Annotated in this window: 15 protein-coding genes; 9 read left to right on the top strand and 6 right to left on the bottom strand. The window is 66.1% G+C overall.

Annotated features, from left to right (window positions below):
• Nucleotides 1-128 precede the first annotated feature (128 nt).
• From sppA to XH83_RS00425, 9 genes are all read left to right on the top strand, one after another.
• Nucleotides 129-1,109 carry a signal peptide peptidase SppA gene (sppA, locus tag XH83_RS00465; RefSeq protein WP_194405179.1) on the top strand — a complete coding sequence of 327 codons (981 nt, stop codon included), beginning with the start codon at nt 129-131 and terminating at the stop codon, nt 1,107-1,109.
• A gap of 170 nt (nt 1,110-1,279) precedes the next feature.
• On the top strand, nt 1,280-1,585 hold the full coding sequence (locus XH83_RS00460) for an integration host factor subunit beta (protein ID WP_007598410.1): 306 nt from the start codon (nt 1,280-1,282) through the stop codon (nt 1,583-1,585).
• Between the two features lie 69 nt (nt 1,586-1,654).
• The gene (locus tag XH83_RS00455; RefSeq protein ID WP_194405178.1) at nt 1,655-2,047 is read left to right on the top strand and encodes a lipopolysaccharide assembly protein LapA domain-containing protein; all 393 of its coding nucleotides are present in this window, start codon (nt 1,655-1,657) and stop codon (nt 2,045-2,047) included.
• 66 nt (nt 2,048-2,113) lie between these two features.
• Complete coding sequence (locus XH83_RS00450; RefSeq protein ID WP_194405177.1) at nt 2,114-2,773, top strand: phosphoribosylanthranilate isomerase; 660 nt, start codon at nt 2,114-2,116, stop codon at nt 2,771-2,773.
• The gene (gene trpB, locus XH83_RS00445; protein ID WP_194405176.1) at nt 2,770-3,984 is read left to right on the top strand and encodes a tryptophan synthase subunit beta; all 1,215 of its coding nucleotides are present in this window, start codon (nt 2,770-2,772) and stop codon (nt 3,982-3,984) included. The genes XH83_RS00450 and trpB overlap by 4 nt, the downstream gene beginning before the upstream one ends.
• Complete coding sequence (gene trpA / locus XH83_RS00440; RefSeq protein WP_194405175.1) at nt 3,981-4,817, top strand: tryptophan synthase subunit alpha; 837 nt, start codon at nt 3,981-3,983, stop codon at nt 4,815-4,817. The genes trpB and trpA overlap by 4 nt, the downstream gene beginning before the upstream one ends.
• 90 nt (nt 4,818-4,907) lie before the next feature.
• Complete coding sequence (gene accD, locus XH83_RS00435; protein WP_194405174.1) at nt 4,908-5,849, top strand: acetyl-CoA carboxylase, carboxyltransferase subunit beta; 942 nt, start codon at nt 4,908-4,910, stop codon at nt 5,847-5,849.
• Nucleotides 5,846-7,189: a folylpolyglutamate synthase/dihydrofolate synthase family protein gene (locus XH83_RS00430; protein WP_194405173.1), complete on the top strand. Its 1,344-nt coding sequence runs from the start codon at nt 5,846-5,848 to the stop codon at nt 7,187-7,189. Before accD ends, XH83_RS00430 begins: the two co-directional genes overlap by 4 nt.
• A gap of 126 nt (nt 7,190-7,315) precedes the next feature.
• Nucleotides 7,316-8,056, top strand: a complete 741-nt coding sequence (locus tag XH83_RS00425; protein WP_194405172.1) for a metallophosphoesterase — start codon at nt 7,316-7,318, stop codon at nt 8,054-8,056.
• A 76-nt stretch (nt 8,057-8,132) separates the two neighbouring features.
• On the opposite strand, the gene XH83_RS00420 is transcribed toward XH83_RS00425, so the two are convergent.
• The 6 genes from XH83_RS00420 to XH83_RS00395 all read right to left on the bottom strand — a co-directional run bounded on the left by XH83_RS00420 (nt 8,133) and on the right by XH83_RS00395 (nt 17,767).
• Nucleotides 8,133-9,140 carry an ATP-dependent DNA ligase gene (locus tag XH83_RS00420; protein ID WP_194408113.1) on the bottom strand — a complete coding sequence of 336 codons (1,008 nt, stop codon included), beginning with the start codon at nt 9,138-9,140 and terminating at the stop codon, nt 8,133-8,135.
• A 144-nt stretch (nt 9,141-9,284) separates the two neighbouring features.
• The gene (gene trxA, locus XH83_RS00415) at nt 9,285-9,605 is read right to left on the bottom strand and encodes a thioredoxin (protein ID WP_008540017.1); all 321 of its coding nucleotides are present in this window, start codon (nt 9,603-9,605) and stop codon (nt 9,285-9,287) included.
• A 69-nt stretch (nt 9,606-9,674) separates the two neighbouring features.
• The gene (gene addA / locus XH83_RS00410) at nt 9,675-13,184 is read right to left on the bottom strand and encodes a double-strand break repair helicase AddA (RefSeq protein ID WP_194405171.1); all 3,510 of its coding nucleotides are present in this window, start codon (nt 13,182-13,184) and stop codon (nt 9,675-9,677) included.
• Nucleotides 13,178-16,324 (bottom strand): double-strand break repair protein AddB, encoded by a 3,147-nt coding sequence (gene addB, locus XH83_RS00405; protein WP_194405170.1) that lies wholly within the window; start codon nt 16,322-16,324, stop codon nt 13,178-13,180. Before addB ends, addA begins: the two co-directional genes overlap by 7 nt.
• Nucleotides 16,325-16,602: 278 nt before the next feature.
• Nucleotides 16,603-17,325, bottom strand: coding sequence for a nucleotidyltransferase family protein (locus XH83_RS00400; RefSeq protein ID WP_194405169.1), 723 nt, complete (start codon nt 17,323-17,325; stop codon nt 16,603-16,605).
• Nucleotides 17,326-17,449: 124 nt separating this feature from the next.
• On the bottom strand, nt 17,450-17,767 hold the full coding sequence (locus tag XH83_RS00395) for a PilZ domain-containing protein (protein WP_194405168.1): 318 nt from the start codon (nt 17,765-17,767) through the stop codon (nt 17,450-17,452).
• Nucleotides 17,768-17,819 lie beyond the last annotated feature (52 nt).

Raw genomic sequence — 17,819 nt, 5'->3', positions numbered from 1 at the left:
CCGGGCTACGCAGCTACCGCTTACAGCCTTGTTTTCTTCAAATTGCGCCGCAATTGATGTATCGAGATAAGCCGTCGGTCATCTCGTGACGGCACAACGCGTCCAGTCTTTCATTTGGAGATATTCCGATGTCGCTCGATTCGGACATCATCGTCGACCGTCGGCGGATCCGTCGCAAGCTGACGTTCTGGCGCGTCATGGCCGCGCTGATCGCGATCGCGGCGATCGCAAGCGTCGCGTTGATTGCGACGCCGGGTGCGCGGGGGTCCTTCGTATCCGCCGGCTCGATCGCGCGGGTCCAGATCGAGGGATTGATCCGCAGCGATTCCGATCGCACGCAGGCGCTGGAGCGGCTCGAGAATTCGCAGGCCGCCGCCGTCATCGTCCACATCAATTCGCCGGGCGGCACCACCGCCGGCTCCGAGCAGCTCTACGATTCGCTGGTCCGGCTGAAAGCGAAGAAGCCGCTGGTGGTTGTGGTCGAGGGCCTGGCGGCCTCCGGCGGCTACATCACGGCGATCGCCAGCGATCACATCATCGCCCAGCAGAGCTCGCTGGTCGGCTCGATCGGCGTGCTGTTCCAATATCCCAACGTCTCCGAGCTCTTGAAGACGATCGGCGTCAAGGTCGAGGAGGTGAAGTCGTCGCCTCTGAAGGCCGCACCCAATGGTTTCGAGCCGACCAGTCCCGAGGCGCGCGCCGCCCTCGACGCGCTGGTGAAGGATTCCTACGCCTGGTTCAGGGGACTGGTGAAGGAACGGCGTGGCATGGATGACACGCAGCTCGAGAAAGTGGCCGACGGCCGCGTCTTCACCGGACGCCAGGCGATCGATCTCAAGCTGATCGACCAGATCGGCGACGAGAAGACGGCGGTGACCTGGCTGGTCGAGAACAAGAGCGTCAAGAAGGGTCTGCCGGTACGCAACTACAAGCTCGAGCCGCGATTTGGCGATCTGCCGTTCCTCAAGACGGCGGCCGCCGTCACGCTGGAAGCGCTTGGTTTAGGCTCGATTGCGCATCAAATCGGGCAAACCGGCGTCGCGCAGGCGGTCGATCGGTTTGGAATGGATGGAATGCTGGCTCTGTGGCAACCGGCCGCCTCAAACTGAGGGGCCGGGCGAGCTTCCCAAGGTTTTCCCGTCTGACGGGCATCGGGACAGCCCGCTTTTTCGGCATTTGTCACGCATTTTCACGACGCTCAGCCTTCATTTAGCGTCTTGACAGATCAAGGTATTTTCACGGAAATGGTCATCCGCACGCTTCCGGGTCCTATCTCTCGATGATCAAATCCGAACTTGTTCAGCGTATCGCCGAGCACAACCCGCATCTGTACCAGCGGGATGTCGAGAACATTGTGAATGCGATTCTCGAAGAGATCGTAGCGGCCCTCGCACGCGGTGACCGCGTCGAGCTGCGCGGCTTCGGTGCCTTCTCGGTCAAGCATCGCCCTGCACGCGCCGGGCGCAATCCGCGGACTGGCGCGCATGTGCCCGTCGATCAGAAGAGCGTTCCGTTCTTCAAGACCGGCAAGGAAATGCGCGAGCGGCTGAACCGCGATCATCCGGATCCGGGCGCCCCAGACTGAGCTGGCATGGGGATTTGTCTTGCGGTCGTGCATGCGGCCGCAAGCTTGATTCAAGGCGAGCAAAGCGAGATGCGAAAGTTCCTGACCGCGCTGATCGTGCTTCCGCTGGGCCTGATCCTGGTGACCTTCGCCGTCGCCAACCGGCATTTCGTCACGGTCTCGTTCGATCCCTTCATTGCGAACGACCCGTCCTTGTCGGTCACCTTGCCGCTGTTCCTGCTGCTGATCCTGGTGGCGGCTATCGGCGTCTTCGCCGGCGGCTGCGCCGTCTGGTTCGGCCAGCGGCACTGGCGGCGCTCCGCGCGCCGGCATGAGGCGGATGCCCGGGCCGCCAAGGGCGAACTGGCCGATCTGCGGGCCCAGGCGGCTGCAGCAAGGCCACAGTCCCAGCGCCTTCCCGTTCCCTCCGGGGTCGGGCTTTACGGGCCCATCGGGCGAGACAAGCAGCGCGCGACGTTGTAGAAGCGGCCGCAACCGAAAGCCCCGTTTTCCGGCCGCGGACCTGCGGCCTCCATTTGCATTGAGACCATGTCCCTGCTCGTCAAGATCTGCGGCCTGTCCACGCCCGAGACGCTTCAAACGGCGCTTGAGGCGGGTGCGGATATGGTGGGGTTCGTGTTCTTTCCGCCGTCGCCGCGGCACCTGTCCCTGGAGCTCGGCCGCGACCTCGGTCGCCAGGTGAGGGGGCGCGCGCTCAAGGTGGCGCTCACCGTCGATGCCGATGATGCCACGTTCGACAACATCATGGACGCGCTGTCGCCGGACATCTTCCAGCTCCACGGCAAGGAAAGCGTCGCGCGGCTGCGCGACATCAAGCAGCGGTTCGGCCGCCCGGTGATGAAAGTGGTGCCGGTCGAGGTGGCTGCGGATCTTGCCGTGCTGCCTGGCTACGCGGCGGTTGCCGACCGCATCCTGTTCGACGCGCGAGCACCGAAAGACGCGACGCGGCCCGGCGGCCTCGGTACGCCCTTCGACTGGCGCCTGCTCGGAAACCTTGAGCTCAAGCTGCCGTATATGGTTTCGGGCGGTCTGCATGCGGGGAACGTCGCCGAAGCCCTGCGCGTCACTCGCGCTGGCGGCGTCGATGTTTCCTCCGGTGTCGAGAGCGCTCCCGGCGTGAAGGACCCGGAGATGATCAAAGCCTTCATTCGCGCCGCGCGCGCCAGCCAAGAGTTGAGTGTTCGATGAACGTCGCCAAACCCAATTCCTATCGCAGCGGCCCCGACGATCGCGGCCATTTCGGCATTTTCGGTGGACGCTTCGTCGCCGAAACCCTGATGCCGCTGATCCTCGACCTGGAGAAGGCCTACACAGCGGCCAAGGCCGATCCGGCGTTCCAGGCCGAGATGAACGGCTATCTCAAGAACTATGTCGGCCGGCCCTCGCCGCTATATTTCGCAGAACGCCTGACCGAGCATCTCGGCGGCGCAAAGATCTACCTCAAGCGCGAAGAGCTGAACCACACCGGCTCGCACAAGGTGAACAACGTGCTCGGCCAGATCATGCTGGCGCGGCGCATGGGCAAGAAGCGCATCATCGCCGAGACCGGCGCGGGCCAGCACGGTGTCGCCACCGCGACGCTGTGTGCGCGCTTCGGCCTGGAATGCGTGGTCTATATGGGCGCGGTCGACGTCGAGCGGCAGCAGCCCAACGTCATTCGCATGGAGATGCTGGGCGCGACGGTGGTCCCGGTGCAGTCGGGCACGCGCACGCTGAAGGACGCCATGAACGAGGCGCTGCGCGATTGGGTCACCAACGTGCACAACACCTTCTACTGCATCGGTACGGTCGCAGGCCCGCATCCCTATCCGATGCTGGTGCGCGACTTCCAGTCGATCATCGGCCACGAGACCAAGGCGCAGATGCAGGAGATCGAGGATCGCCTGCCGGATTCGCTGGTCGCCTGCATCGGCGGCGGCTCCAACGCGATGGGCCTGTTCCATCCGTTCCTCGACGATCCCTCCGTGGAAATCTTTGGCGTCGAGGCCGCAGGCCACGGCCTGACGCAACTGCACGCGGCCTCGATCGCGGGCGGCCGCCCCGGCGTGCTCCACGGCAACCGCACCTATCTCCTGATGAACGCCGACGGGCAGATCCAGGACGCCCATTCGATCTCGGCCGGCCTCGACTATCCCGGCATCGGGCCCGAGCATTCCTGGCTGCACGAGGTCGGCCGCGTGAACTATCTCTCGGCGACCGATGACGAGGCGCTCGCCGCGTTCCAGCTGCTGTCGAAGCTCGAGGGCATCATTCCCGCGCTCGAGCCCGCGCATGCCATCGCCAAGGTGATGGAGCTGGCACCGAAGCGGCCGAAAGACCACCTGATGGTCGTCAATCTCTCCGGCCGCGGCGACAAGGACGTCCCGCAGGTCGGCGACATCCTGAGGGGCAAGAAGTGACCACGCGTATCGACACCCGTTTTGCCGAGCTGAAGAAGCAGGGCCGCGCGGCCTTCGTCACCTATGTGATGGCCGGCGATCCTGATCCGGCGACGTCGCTCGAGATCGTCAAGGCGCTCTCGAAATCAGGCGCCGACGTCATCGAACTCGGCATCCCCTTCACCGATCCGATGGCGGATGGTCCCTCGATTCAGGCTGCAGGTCTGCGCGCGCTCAAGGTCGGCATGACCTTGAAGAAGACGCTGGAATTGGTGCGCGACTTCCGCAAGGACGACAATGTCACGCCGCTGGTGCTGATGGGTTATTACAATCCGATCTACATTTACGGCGTCGACAAGTTCCTGACCGATGCCAAGACGGTCGGTGTCGACGGCCTGATCATCGTCGATCTGCCGCCGGAGGAAGACGACGAGCTCTGCATTCCCGCGCTGAAGGCCGGCCTGAACTTCATTCGCCTGGCGACTCCGACCACCGACGACAAGCGCCTGCCCGCGGTGCTCGCGAACACCTCTGGCTTTGTCTATTACGTCTCGATCGCCGGCATCACCGGTGCAGCGGCGGCGGACGCGAATGTCGTCGGCGACGCTGTCGCGCGCATCAAGCGGCACACCAAGCTGCCGATATGCGTCGGTTTCGGCATCCGCACGCCGGAGGCGGCACGTGCCATTGCCGAGAAGGCCGATGGCTCGGTGGTCGGCACTGCGCTGGTCGATGCGCTCAAGAACAGCCTCGATGCGGAAGGGCGCGCGACGGCCAAGACCGTCAATGCCGTCGCCGAGCTGACCGCAGCCCTGGCCCAGGGCGTCAAGGGCGCGCAACAGGCGGCCGAATAGGCCCGAGACGACGGCTTGCCGGGGCTAGGTCCGGCGGCCATATATCCCTTCAGGCGAACCCCAGCGGGGGCTCGCACATCGGAGCAAACCATGAACTGGCTTACCAATGTGGTCCGGCCGAAGATCCGCAACATGCTGCGGCGGGAAACGCCGGAGAATCTGTGGATCAAGTGCCCGGATTCCGGACAGCTCGTGTTCTACAAGGACGTCGAGGCCAACCAGTTCGTCATCCCCGGCTCGAACTACCACATGCGCATGGGCGCGGTGGCGCGCTTGAAGTCGATCTTCGACAACGAGACCTGGTACGACGTGGCGCTGCCCGACGTGACGCCCGACCCGCTCAAGTTCCGCGACGAGAAGAAATACGTCGACCGCATCAAGGATGCCCGCGCGCGAACCAACCTCAATGACGCGATCAAGGTCGGCTACGGCAAGCTCGAAGGCGCCGCCGTCGTCGTCGCCGTGCAGGATTTCGACTTCATGGGCGGCTCGCTCGGCATGGCCGCAGGCGAAGCCATCGTGCGCGGGCTCGAGCTCGCGGTCGAGAAGAAGTCTCCGTTCATCGTGTTCGCCGCATCCGGCGGTGCGCGCATGCAGGAAGGCATCCTGTCGCTGATGCAGATGCCGCGGACCACGGTCGCAGTGCAGATGCTGCGCGAGGCCAAGCTGCCCTACATCGTCGTGCTGACCAATCCGACCACCGGCGGCGTCACTGCGTCCTACGCGATGCTGGGCGACGTGCAGATCGCCGAGCCCGGCGCGCTGATCGGTTTTGCCGGCGCGCGCGTGATCGAGCAGACCATCCGCGAGAAGCTGCCCGAAGGCTTCCAGCGCGCCGAGTATCTCAAGGAGCACGGCATGGTCGACATGGTCGTGCATCGTCATGAGTTGCGCCCGACCCTGGCGCGGCTCTGCCGCCTGCTGACCAAGGCGCCGGCGCAGGAGGGCGTATCGAAGCCGACCCAGGCCGTGACGAGCCCGGCACAGATCGTATCGGCCGCTGAGACGGCGCCGGCTGCGCCCCACGCGTGAACGCGTCCCCTGACAGCACGAAGACGCCGCTCGGCGAATTGATCGGGCGGCTGTCGGCCCTGCATCAGAAGCGCATCGATCTCGGCCTCGAGCGGATGCACCGCCTGCTCGCGCGGCTCGGCCATCCCGAACGCAAGCTGCCGCCGGTGATCCACATCGCCGGCACCAACGGCAAGGGCTCGACGCTGGCTTATCTGCGCGCGACGCTGGAGGCTGCGGGCTTGCGCGTCCACGCCTATACCTCGCCCTACCTCGTCCGCATCAACGAATGCTTCCGGCTCGGCCGCGCCGGCGGCGGCGTGCTGGTCGGTGACGATGAACTACGCGCGGCGCTGGAAGAGGTCGAGCGCGTCAATGCCGGCGAGGTCGCGACCTTGTTCGAGCTGAAGACGGCAGCCGCCTTTCATCTGTTCGCGCAGAATCCGGCTGACGTCGTGTTGCTCGAAGTCGGCCTCGGCGGCCGGCTCGACTCGACCAATGTGATCGACACTCCTGCGGCCTGCGTGATCACCCCCGTCAGCATGGACCACATGGACTTCCTCGGGGATACCCTGACATCGATTGCCGGCGAGAAGGCGGCGATCATCAAGCGCGGCGTGCCCGTGATCTCTGCGGAGCAATCGCCGGACGCCATGGCGGTGATCGAGGCGCAGGCGAGGCGCATGCGTGCGCCGCTGTTTGCCGCGAACGAGAACTGGCACGTCAATGTCGAGCGCGGACGTCTGGTCTATTCCGACGATCGTGGCCTGATGGATCTGCCGGCACCGCGCCTGTTCGGCCGCCATCAGTTCGACAATGCCGGGCTCGCGATCGCGACGCTGCGCGCGGTTCCGGATTTCAAGATCAATCAGGCCGCCTTCGAGGCCGGCATCGTGGGCGCCGAATGGCCGGCGCGGATGCAGCGCATCACCTCGGGCGAGCTGCTGTCCTGGGGTCCGCAGGGCTCGGAGATCTGGCTCGATGGCGGGCACAATGTCGAAGGCGGGCGTGTCGCGGCCGCGGCGCTGGGCGACCTCGAAGAGCGGGTGTCGCGGCCGCTGGTCGTCATCGCAGGCATGATGGCCAACAAGGATGCGCAAGGCTTCCTGGCCAATTTCGCCGGCCTCACCCGCCACATCATCGCGGTGCCGATCCCCGACACCGAGAACGCAATGCCGGCCGACCGCCTCGCCGACGCCGCGCGCAGCCTCGGCATGCGCGTCGAGCCCGCGCCCGACGTCGAAGCCGCGCTGCGGGCCCTGTCGAAGCTCGCTTATGAGGTGCCGCCGCGCATCCTGATCACGGGCTCGCTGTATCTGGCCGGTCACGTGCTGGCGATCAACGGCACGCCTCCTGCATGAGGTTGCGTGTCGCGGACGCGCGAAGCGCGAGCCGGGACCCGGAATGCCGCACCATGGGCTCCGGCTCAGCAGCGCACCACTGCGTGATGCGCCGCGTCCGGGGCACGAGATTAGGGGATCACGACAATGCGCTTTGCGGCCATCGCCGACGTCCACGGAAACTACCTTGCGCTGGAGGCGGTGCTCGCCGACATCCGCGCGCTTGGCATCACCGACATCGTCAATCTCGGCGACATGCTGAGCGGCCCGCTCGATGCCCGCCGCACGATGGAAATGCTGATGCCGCTCGACGCCGTGCACGTGCTCGGCAATCACGACCGCTATCTGCTCGACCGTCCGCCGGAGAAGATGGGCTCGTGGGACCGTCCCGCCCATGACGCACTGAATGCCGCGCAACTCGACTGGCTGCGTGCGCAGCCGATGACGCTTGTATTTCGCGATCAGGTGTTTCTCTGTCATGCGACCCCCGGCAATGACGAGATCTATTGGCTCGACATTGTGCATCCCGACGGCGCGGTGGCGCTGTCGCCGCTGGACCGGATCGAGCAATTCGCGCATGGCGTCACGCAACCGCTGATCCTCTGCGCCCACACCCATCTCGCCCGTGCCGTGCGGTTGCGTGACGGCCGGCTGATCGTCAATCCCGGCAGCGTCGGTTGCCCCGGTTTTCGCGACAAGCATCCGTATCCGCATGTCGTCGAAGCCGGCACGCCGCACGCGCGCTATGCGATCCTCGAATTGTTTGATGGTGCCTGGCAGGTGACGTTCCGAAACGTCGCGTATGATCACGAGGCTATGGCGGTGCTCGCACGTCGCAACGGGCAGCCTGAGCTCGCGAACGCGCTCGCGACGGGATGGATCGGGTAACCACGCTCGTGTCCCGGGCGCGGTGCAGCACAAAGCTCTGCAGCGCTTCGCGCTGCGTCCGGGGCACCAGACCGTGCTACTTCAGCAGCTTCATCGGATGGGCCGCCTTCTGCTTCAACTGATCGAAGCTGCATTGCCGCGGGGCCTTGTCCGGGCGCCAGCGCAGGATCGAGGTGCCATGGCGAAAGCGCTCGCCGCTGAAATGGTCGTAGCAAACTTCGATCACCAGCTTCGGCTTCAGCGGGCACCACTTTGCTGAGCGCTCGGTCGACCAGCGGCTCGGTCCGCCCGGCGCGTTGCCGGTAAAGCCGGGCTCGCCAATCAGCGCCTCCAGCCGGTCGGTCAGTTCGGGCTTCTCGCCCGCCTTGATCGCCGAGGTGAAGCCGACATGGTGCAACAGTCCCTTCGTGTCATAGAGCCCGAGCAGCAGCGATCCCACCACCTTGCGGCCGGCGATCTTGTTGGTGGCATAGCGGAAGCCGCCGACCACGCAATCGGCGCTGCGGAATTTCTTGATCTTCTGCATGCCGTCGCGATTTCCGGCCTGATACGGCAGGTCGATCCGCTTGGCGATGACGCCGTCCGAGCCGCCGCCGGATTGCGCCAGCCACTTTTTGGCCGTGGCATAGCTGGTCGTGGACGGCGAGAGACGAAAGATGCCGCCTTTCAGATTGGCTTTCGCAAATGCTTCCAGCACCGGCCGCCGTTCGCTCAGCAACTTTTTGGCAAGCTGCTCGTCTCTGGCGGTCGCGAGCAGATCGAAGGCGAGATAGAGCGCCGGGGTTTCTTCCGAGAGCTTCTTCACGCGGCTTGCGGCGGGATGGATCCGTTGCAGCAGCGCGTCGAAGGAAAAACCCTTGCCGTGCGGCACGACGAGCTCGCCGTCGAGCGTGAAACGATCCGCTTTGAGCTTCAGGGCAGCGGCCACCACTTCCGGAAAATAGCGCGCGAGGTCCTCACCTGACTTCGAGCGCAGATCGACCCGGCTGCCGTCGCGCGAGAGGAGACAGCGAAAGCCGTCCCATTTCGGCTCGTACTGCCACTCCTTGCCGCGCGGGATCTCGTCGACCGAGCGCGCCTCCATCGCAACGAGCGAGGTCGATCTTCGGGCGCGCTTTCGGGGAGGGGCTGGCAAGGACGGGACTCGTCATACGCTGAACACGTCCCGTCAACGCAGAACGGCCGGCTTTCGCCGGCCGTTGTCGAAAATAATCTTGCGCGAAACGGATCAGACCGCGGAGGTGATCCACTGCTGCAGCTTCGCCTTCGGCGCGGCGCCGACCTGGCGGGAGGCCATCTCGCCGCCCTTGAAGATCATCAGGGTGGGGATCGACATCACGCCGTACTTCGAGGCGGTCTTCGGGCTCTCGTCGACGTTGAGCTTCACGATCTTGACCTTGTCGCCCATCGCGCCGGCGATCTCGTCGAGCGCGGGTGCGATCATGCGGCACGGGCCGCACCACTCCGCCCAGAAATCGACGACCACGGGGCCGTTCGCCTTGAGCACTTCGGCTTCGAAATCGGCGTCGGAAACCTTGCTAACGGCCATTGGGAGTACCTCACACGGGTTGAAAGAATCGGCGCGACCTGGAATCGCGCCCGGGATCATGGGGTGAACCTATGAACGGCTTCTTGCCGGGTCAAGGACGCTCACACCGAGATGAAGGGATGCCAGCGCCGCGTCCAGCGCGGGGGCTGAAATCTCCATATATTCAAGGGCCTCGGTCCAGAGCAGAACGGCCCGGATGGGCTTTTGGGGATAAAGCCGCGCCAGCACCGCCCGGTACAGCGCAAGTTGCCGGACATAGGCGACGGGCGCCTGAGCCGCGCTCGCAGGCGCCGCCTGATTGGTCTTGAAATCGACGATCAAAACCTCATCCGAACGCACGACCAGCCGATCGATCTGCCCCGACACCAAGGCCGGCGGGCGGCCCGGCCGCTCCAGCCGGCCGGCGATGGCGACTTCCGCCCGGCTGCCGGCGGCAAAGACCGGCGCAAAGCGCGGTTCAGTGATCAAAGCGAGCACCTTGTCGGCCAGTGCGGTGCGATCGGCGTCGGTCCAGTCCGCGGCATTGCGCGCCATGAAGCCGAGGGCCGCCTCGCGACGCCGCTCGACGGCGATGTCGGGGAGGGATTGCAGCAGCCGATGCACCAGCGTGCCGCGTTGCAATGCGAGCGCGCGGGACTGCACCGATTCGCCGGATCGCACGCTGCGGCCTTCGTCGGCCGGCTGACCCGACGGGCGCACCATGTCATCGTCGGTGGTCTCGCGTGGCGCCGCCTCCCGTAGCCAATCGGGGAGGGCAACGGTCTGGTCCACGGATGCCGCCGGCGTGCCCAGCGCCGCCACATCCTCCGGCCGGGCGAATCGGGTCACCTTGCCGAGCGGCGTCTCGATCACCTGCTTGTCCAGACCGGAGCCGGCGAGCCCGGTGTCGACCAAATCGTACCAGCTGAGCTTGCGGACCGTCTTCATGTTGCCGGGCATGCAGCCGCCGACAATCAGCCGGTCTGCCGCGCGCGTCATCGCGACATAGAGCAGGCGGCGATATTCGTCCTCGGTCTCGTCGATCATCGCCTTGCGTGCGTCCGCGACCGGCTTGGGATCGTCGGCCTTGCGGCCGGCCCAGACCACGACCTCGCCGCCATTGCCGCGCGGCACGTGGATCAGCCGGACCCGCTGCGAGTCCGCGGGCGACGACGTGGTGTCGACCATGAACACGACGGAGGCTTCGAGACCCTTGGCGCCGTGCACGGTCATCACCCGCACCTCGTCGCGCGAGATCTCCATGTCGCGCTTCACCTCGGTGTCGGCCGAGCGCAGCCACGCCATGAAGCCCTGCAGCGAGGCCGGCGCCTTGCGCTCGTAGTTCAGCGCCAGCTCCAGGAACTCGTCGAGCGCGTCGTTGGCTTCGTGACCGAGCCGGCGCAGCATGCGGGCGCGGCCACCGTCGCCGCCGAGCAGCCAGGCGTAGAAGGCGAACGGCGTCTCCTCGCGCGCCCACATCTCGCAGGCTTCCAGGCGACGCAGCGCGGTCGCGAACTTCTCGTTGCCGACGGCGTGCTCGCCGAGCGCGCGGCGCAGCGACCCCTTGCGGTCATGGGCCAGCTGGAACAGGTCGTCGTCGTCGAGTCCGAACAGCGGGCTCTTCAGCGCCACCGCGAGCGCGAGATCGTCCTGCGGCAGCAGCAGAGCGTCCGCGAGGTTCATCAAATCGATGATCGCGATATGCTCGGTGAGTTTGAGCCGGTCGGCGCCGGCGACGGGCACGCCCGCGTGCTTCAGCGCCTGGATCACCGCGTCGAACGCATTGCCGCGCCGGCGAACCAGGATCAGCATGTCGCCGTAACGCAGAGGCCGGCGCTCGCCTTCGTGTCCCGTCAGCGTGCCGCTCTCAACCAGCCGCTTGATCTCGGCCTGGATGCGGCGCGCCAGCTTGACCTCGGGGCTCGTGGCGGCAACGCCGTCGAACGGCGCGCGCCAGCCCTCGATCTCCTGCCGGTCGTCGGCCTCGGCAAGATCCCACAGCTCGATCACGCTGGGGCCGGCGTCAGCGAGTGCATTGTGCAGGGGGTGGCCGATCTCGACCGAATGGATGCTCTTGTAGATCTGGGGATCGCGGAAGACGTGGTCGACCGAGTGCAGGATGGTGGCGCCCGAGCGGAACGAATAGGTGAAAGCAACGGGGTCGAATTTCAGCCCGGCGGCGGTGAATTTGCGGTGCAGCTCGCGCCGGCGCGCGTCGAATTCGTGCGGCGCGGCGCCCTGGAACGAGAAGATCGACTGTTTTTCGTCGCCGACCGCGAAGATGGTGCGGTTCAATCCCTCGCGCGCGCCTTCGCCGGCGGTGAACTCGGAGATGATGTGGGCGACGATGTCCCATTGCCGCGGGCTGGTGTCCTGGGCCTCGTCGATCAGGACGTGGTCGACACCGCGATCGAGCTTGTAATGCACCCAGCCCGAGGAGATGCGGTCGAGCATCGCCAGCGTCTTGTCGATGAGATCGTCGTAGTCGAGCAGGCCGCGCTCCTGCTTTTCGCGGCGATAGTTTGCGGCGGCCGCGGTCGCGATATGCAGCAAGGCTGCGGTGCGGTCGCGCATGGTCACGGCGCGGCGCTTCTCGACCAATCCGCTCACGCGCTGCGCCTCCGCCTCGAACAGGCGGGCGACGGAGGGATTATGATCACAAAATTTCTTGGTCAGCAGCGTCTTGCGCGGCAGCTTTTCGTCGGTGAGGAAGACCCCGAGATAGGCGTCAACCTGCGCGCTGCCGGAAAATATCTTGGCTTCGCGGAGCCGGCCAGCCTGGTCATTGTCGGACTTGCTGCCGTCCTCCAGCGAAAAGGCGATGTCGTCCCAGCGCGAGCGCGGCAAATAGGGCCCATCGAGAATCTCCGTCTCGACGTCCTCGATCCGGTCCCCGGCATCGACGCCCAGCGCCGCCGCCATCTGCGCGGCAGCAGCTTCCGCGTTGCCGGCCCCGTCTGTCCAGGCCATGAAATGATCGCGGCTGAGACAGGCCTCGCGCACGACCTCCTTGAAGGTGACGTCGGCGGCGCTCGCCATCGCGGTCAGCAAGGCGCGGCCGGTGACGCTCTCGGGATCGCGCGCGGCCTCCAGCAGTACCTTCAGATTGGCGCGCTCCATCATGTCGTTCTGGTCGCGCTCGTCGATGACGGAGAAGCGCGCAGGCACGTTGGCCTCGAACGGGAATTGCTGCAGCAGGCGCGTGCACAGCGCGTGGATGGTCTGCACCTTCAAGCCGCCCGGCGTCTCCAGCGCGCAAGCAAACAGCTTTCGCGCGTCACGGCGCAGCTTTGCATTGGGATGCGGGATGCCGACCGCGCGGATCGCCGCGTCGAGCGCGGGGTCATCCAGCGTCACCCAATGCCCGAGCGTGGTGAACACGCGCTCGGCCATGTTGGCGGCGGCGGCCTTGGTGAAGGTGATGCAGAGGATCTTTTCCGGCGGCACGCCCGACAGCAAGAGGCGGATCACGCGCTGCACCAGCACATGGGTCTTGCCCGAGCCGGCATTGGCCGACACGAAGGCCGAGGCGGTCGGATCCGACGCGCGCGCCTGCCGCGCACGCACCTCGTCGGGGATGGGGCGCGGTGCCTTCACCATTCCTCGATCCCCAATCCGCCCGCGGCCGACCATTCCTTGATCCGGGCGAGGTCGTCATAGGCGCCGTAGCGGTTCGTCCACATCGGCAGGTTCAGCGAGGTGTAGGGCTGGTTCTCGTCCTCGAAGGCGCGGATCAGCGCCTCCAGCTTGGCGCGTGCTTCCGCGGCCGCCGTGTCAGGCGGCTGCTGTGCGTCGCTCTGCCGATATCTGAGCTCGAGAATGCGCTCCTCGCCCGGCGGGTTGTTGCCGCTCACGCGCACATAGACGAGCTGGCTCACTGACGAGCCCGCGTCGATATCAGCGAAGCCGCCTTCGCGCAGGATCGCGGCCTCCAGCGTCAGCTGCGGCGACAGGCCCATGCGCACCTGCTTGCCGGTCGGTGGCTGCCCGGTCTTGTAGTCGAGGATGGCGTAGCTGCCGCCCTGGCGCCGCTCGATGCGGTCGGCGCGCGCGGAGAGATAGAACGTGCGCGCATTGTCGAGTGGGATCGAGATCTCGCCGCGGGTTTCTGCGGTGACCGCCTCGATCGCCTCGCGGCGCGCGGTCTCCCATTCACCGAACCAGCGCGCGATGCGCTGGAAGCGCGGCCACCACAGCGCTCGCGCCTCGGGACGTTCCATCAAAGGTGCGAAGTGCTTTTCGCCGATCTCGCGCAGCACACGGGCGGGATCGTCGGGCAGAGACGAAGCATAGGACTTGGTGAACTCACCAAGCGCTTCGTGGATCGCAGAGCCACGGTCGGCGGCCGACAAGGGCATGTCGACGGGATCGAGCGCATCCAGCCGCAAGATGTGTTTTGCGTAGATCGTGTAGGGATCGCGCAGCCAGTCCTCGATCGCGGTGACCGACATTCTCAGCGGCCGCGTCGCGCGCGGCGGCCGCGGCTCGGGCTGCTTGATCGGCTCGACCTTGTCGGGCTGATCCAGCCTGTTTGCAAATCGCACATACGTCTCACCGGCGCGAATGGCGGCCTTCCAGAGCTCGTCGCCCGCGACCGCCTCGAGCCGGTGCAGGAAGCGCGAGGCCACCGCGGGCGCGCCGCCCGCCTTGGCGGAATGGGTGAGGATGACCTCGACGCCGCCCAGCAGTTGCGCGAAGTCATGGGCGGAGAGGCCGATGCGGCGCTCCGGCAGATCGAGGCCGAGCTCGTGCCGCATCGGCCGGCTCAGCCAGGGATCGATGCGAGGCGCCGGCGGCCAGACGCCCTCGATCAGGCCGCCGACGATGATGCGGTCGGCCTGCATCAAGCGCGATTCCAGGGGGCCGTAGATCTGCAGCCTCGCGCCGGGCTTGTCGCGCCGTCGCACCGCGCGATCGCCGAAGGCGGTCTGGAAGACGTCGGGATAGTCGGGCAGCTGCACCATCAATCCGCTGGTCGTGCCGCCGCGCAGGAGATCGTCGAGGGCGCTGGCGAGCGCGAGGCCCTCGCGGTCCTCGAAAGCGAGTGGGATGCCCTGCTCGTCGCGCGACAGCTCGATCATGATCTCACGGTGCCGGTGTGCCAGTTCGGCAAAGTCATATGGTTTCGCTGAGGCCAGGCTCTCGATCGGCGCCAGCACCTTCTGCAAAACGCCGATCAGCGCCTGGATGCCATCGAGATCCTCGGCCTTGAGACGCGCGCGGGGCTCGGATTTATGAAGTGCGGAAACCTCACGGCGCCCCAGTTTTGCAAGCTCCTCGCGAAAGCGGTTGAATTCGCGCAGCAGGCCGGCGGTGCCGGCAGGCGGACGCGTGCCACGCAAGACCGCGAGTTCGAGGTCTTCGATCGTCGCCTTCCATGCGCCGCCCGCGCGTCCGAGCCGGCACAGCGGATGCTTCAGCAGCGCCAGCAGCGTCGGTGGCTCCAACCCCTTCGTCGCCGCCTCTGCCGCAAGGCGCGCGAAGATTCCGGCCGAGGTTTCCATCAGCACATCGCCGCCGGAATCGTCGAAACTGAGCCCCCACCGGGTCAGCGCCGCCATCACCCGTCGCGCCAGCGCGCGGTCGGGCGTCACCAGCGCGGCGGATTTGTCGAGATGTCGCGCCTCACGCATCGCAATGGCGATGGCGAGCGCTTCCATTTCAGGATTGGGAGCCTCGACGACCGCAAGATTGTTCATGCCGCCTGAGATCTTCGCTGCGACATCAGGCTGCTTCAGCCGGTCGTGCCAGACTTCCGTCTTGGCCGACGGGCGCATCGATTCCGATGCGAGCAGGTCGCGGCCGCCCTCAGTCGGCGGCTGAAGGATCTCGACGTCGGTGCGCTTGATGCCGAAGCGCTGCAACAGCGCGTGCATGGCATATTGCGGATGGTTCGAGGCCGGATGCTCCACGAATTTGCCGAGCGCATCGCGCACGCCACCGATGGTCCGCCAGGCGTCCTCGTCGAGATCGGTGTCGAGGCCCGGCAGCACCACGGCGCCATGGGCTAGTTGCGCGACCGCGTGCAGGAATTTCGCGGTGGCCGGCATCGAGCCGGTCGATCCCGCCGCGATCACCGGCCCGCTTGGATGCGCGGTCAGCCGTTTGGCTTCCGCCGCGATCAGGAGATCGCGCCGCGCCGCGGGCTCGATCCGGTTGATCTCGGCGAGATGAGCGGGCCAGGCGATGCGCGCGATGCGCAAGAATTCGAGCGAGTGCTGCCAATAGCGATCGAGGTTGTCAGGCACGAGGCCGTCGAGCGCGCTCCAGTCGACGCCGCGCGTGACCATGTCGTCGATGAGGCGCGCGAGATCGCCGGCGAGCGCGAGCGTCGAGGCGGGTCCACCGACCACCAACGGCGCCAGCACCGGGCCCTTGGCCCAGGCCGCGACGAGCTGCGCCAGCGTCAGCCGCCGTTCGAGCTCGCCGAGCCGCGGCGGAATCTCGAGGGGCGTCGTGCCGGAGAATTGCTCGCCCTCGTCAGCGAAAGCGAGCTCGTCCTCGTCGATGTCACCGAGCGCGACGATGCGCGGCAGCACCACCGCATCCGCCTTCATCTCGTCGAGGAAGATCTCGCGCACGACGCGCATGGCGCGCCGGGTCGGTAAATACAGCGTGGCGTCCGCCAGGCGCGCCGGTTCCTTGCGCGCCTCGAATCCCTCGACCAGCCGCCCCTCGAGCAGGGCCGTGACGACCGTGCGCAGGAACGGAACTGAGAGGGGAACGCTGAAGACGCGCATGAGCTGCCTGATTCGGTGGATCAGGCGCCAATATAAGGAGGCGGGGTCAAATGGTCATGGGTGGAGGGTAGATAGTCCCCGTTGTTCGTGCGAGCCACCGCTCGTGCCCCGGACGCTGCGCAGCACGCAGTGATGCGCTGCTGAGCCGGGGCCCACGCTGCTTCGTTCCGTGAGGGAGGATCGAGTGGGTGCCGGCTCTGCGGCGCGGCACCATAGCGTGTCGAAGACGCGCGTAAACGCGCTTATGGCGTCGCACCGCGTCCAGGACACGGAAGCGCTTACGCCACGCTCTCCAGGAACGCTTCTTCCGCGGCATGGACTGCATCGGGCGTGCCGACATGCATCCAGACGCCGTCGAGGCGGAGGCCGAACAGCCGCTCCTGCTCGTTGGCGCGGTCGAACATCTTGGTCAGCGAGAACTCACCCTGCGGCGCGCCTGCGAAGATCGCGGGCGACAGGATCGCCGCGCCGGCATAGACGAATGGGACGACCTCTTTTTCCTTGCGCTTGCGCAGGGCGCCGTCGGGCAGCATGCCGTAATCGCCGCGGCCGCTATAGCCGATGCTGGTTGCGGTCGGCGCCATCAGCAGCAGGATGTCCATGCGCGCGGGGTCGAAATTTTCAGCGAGCCGCGTCAGATTGGAGCGCACGCCGTCGATCCAGAGCGTGTCGGAATTGACATGATAGAATGGCGCATCACCGAGCAGCGGCAGCGCCTTGACCACGCCGCCTCCGGTGCCCAGCACCTGGTCGCGTTCGTCGGAGATGGTGACGCGCGGATGCTGGCGCGAGGCCGTGTGATCGATGATCTGATCCGGCAGGTAATGCACGTTGACCACGGCCTCGCTCACGCCGGCCTGGCCGAGCTTGTCGAGTACGTGATCGAGTAACGGCTGGCCGGCGACCGGCACCATCGGCTTCGGCATCTTGTCCGTCAGCGGACGCATGCGCAGGCCGAACCCTGCGGCGAGCACCATGGCTTTGGTCGGCTTGACGGACATCCTTCGCTTTCTCAGATTCCTTGATTTCGCTTTCGCGGCAATCCTAGCATGAGCCAGGACTGGCCGCACCGCATCTCAACCGCCTTAGCCACCCGCCGTGACGGTTGTACGACGGGTGTTGCCGTCATGCCCCGACGGCTGTGGAACGCACCTTTTTCTTCTTGTCGCCCACTTTGAGGAAATTGACGCCGATCTGGTCGCCATTGACCCAGGCAAGCTCGCAGCGCCGGTAGGCCAGTCCGGTGGACGACAGCAGCAGAAAGAACTCTTTCAGGTGCAGGCCTTCGACCGAGCCGTCGATGGTCAGCTTGGCGCCGCTATCGGAGACATCCTCCATGGTGCATTCGCGCCGCCATGTCCCGTCGATACCCATCATCTGGGCCGGAATCCCACGCTCGAAAACGACCCTGCTATTTCCGCGCTGATCCGCTTTCGCCGCCATCTGCCCTGCTCCAGCCCCGTAATCATCCGGCTCCCTCGCCGTCAGAATAGCG

The organism is Bradyrhizobium sp. CCBAU 53351, assembly GCF_015291745.1.
Lineage (GTDB): Bacteria > Pseudomonadota > Alphaproteobacteria > Rhizobiales > Xanthobacteraceae > Bradyrhizobium.
This window is presented reverse-complemented; position numbering and strand designations above follow the sequence as displayed.

What these genes read in the sequence shown, in the direction of transcription:
- XH83_RS00395 (WP_194405168.1), bottom strand. Translation starts at nt 17,767, where the DNA reads ATGGCGGCGAAAGCGGATCAGCGCGGAAATAGCAGGGTCGTTTTCGAG.
- trpB (WP_194405176.1), top strand. Translation starts at nt 2,770, where the DNA reads ATGAACGTCGCCAAACCCAATTCCTATCGCAGCGGCCCCGACGATCGC.
- XH83_RS00450 (WP_194405177.1), top strand. Translation starts at nt 2,114, where the DNA reads ATGTCCCTGCTCGTCAAGATCTGCGGCCTGTCCACGCCCGAGACGCTT.
- XH83_RS00400 (WP_194405169.1), bottom strand. Translation starts at nt 17,325, where the DNA reads ATGTCCGTCAAGCCGACCAAAGCCATGGTGCTCGCCGCAGGGTTCGGC.
- trxA (WP_008540017.1), bottom strand. Translation starts at nt 9,605, where the DNA reads ATGGCCGTTAGCAAGGTTTCCGACGCCGATTTCGAAGCCGAAGTGCTC.
- accD (WP_194405174.1), top strand. Translation starts at nt 4,908, where the DNA reads ATGAACTGGCTTACCAATGTGGTCCGGCCGAAGATCCGCAACATGCTG.
- addB (WP_194405170.1), bottom strand. Translation starts at nt 16,324, where the DNA reads ATGCGCGTCTTCAGCGTTCCCCTCTCAGTTCCGTTCCTGCGCACGGTC.
- XH83_RS00425 (WP_194405172.1), top strand. Translation starts at nt 7,316, where the DNA reads ATGCGCTTTGCGGCCATCGCCGACGTCCACGGAAACTACCTTGCGCTG.
- XH83_RS00460 (WP_007598410.1), top strand. Translation starts at nt 1,280, where the DNA reads ATGATCAAATCCGAACTTGTTCAGCGTATCGCCGAGCACAACCCGCAT.
- XH83_RS00420 (WP_194408113.1), bottom strand. Translation starts at nt 9,140, where the DNA reads ATGGAGGCGCGCTCGGTCGACGAGATCCCGCGCGGCAAGGAGTGGCAG.
- sppA (WP_194405179.1), top strand. Translation starts at nt 129, where the DNA reads ATGTCGCTCGATTCGGACATCATCGTCGACCGTCGGCGGATCCGTCGC.
- addA (WP_194405171.1), bottom strand. Translation starts at nt 13,184, where the DNA reads ATGGTGAAGGCACCGCGCCCCATCCCCGACGAGGTGCGTGCGCGGCAG.
- XH83_RS00455 (WP_194405178.1), top strand. Translation starts at nt 1,655, where the DNA reads ATGCGAAAGTTCCTGACCGCGCTGATCGTGCTTCCGCTGGGCCTGATC.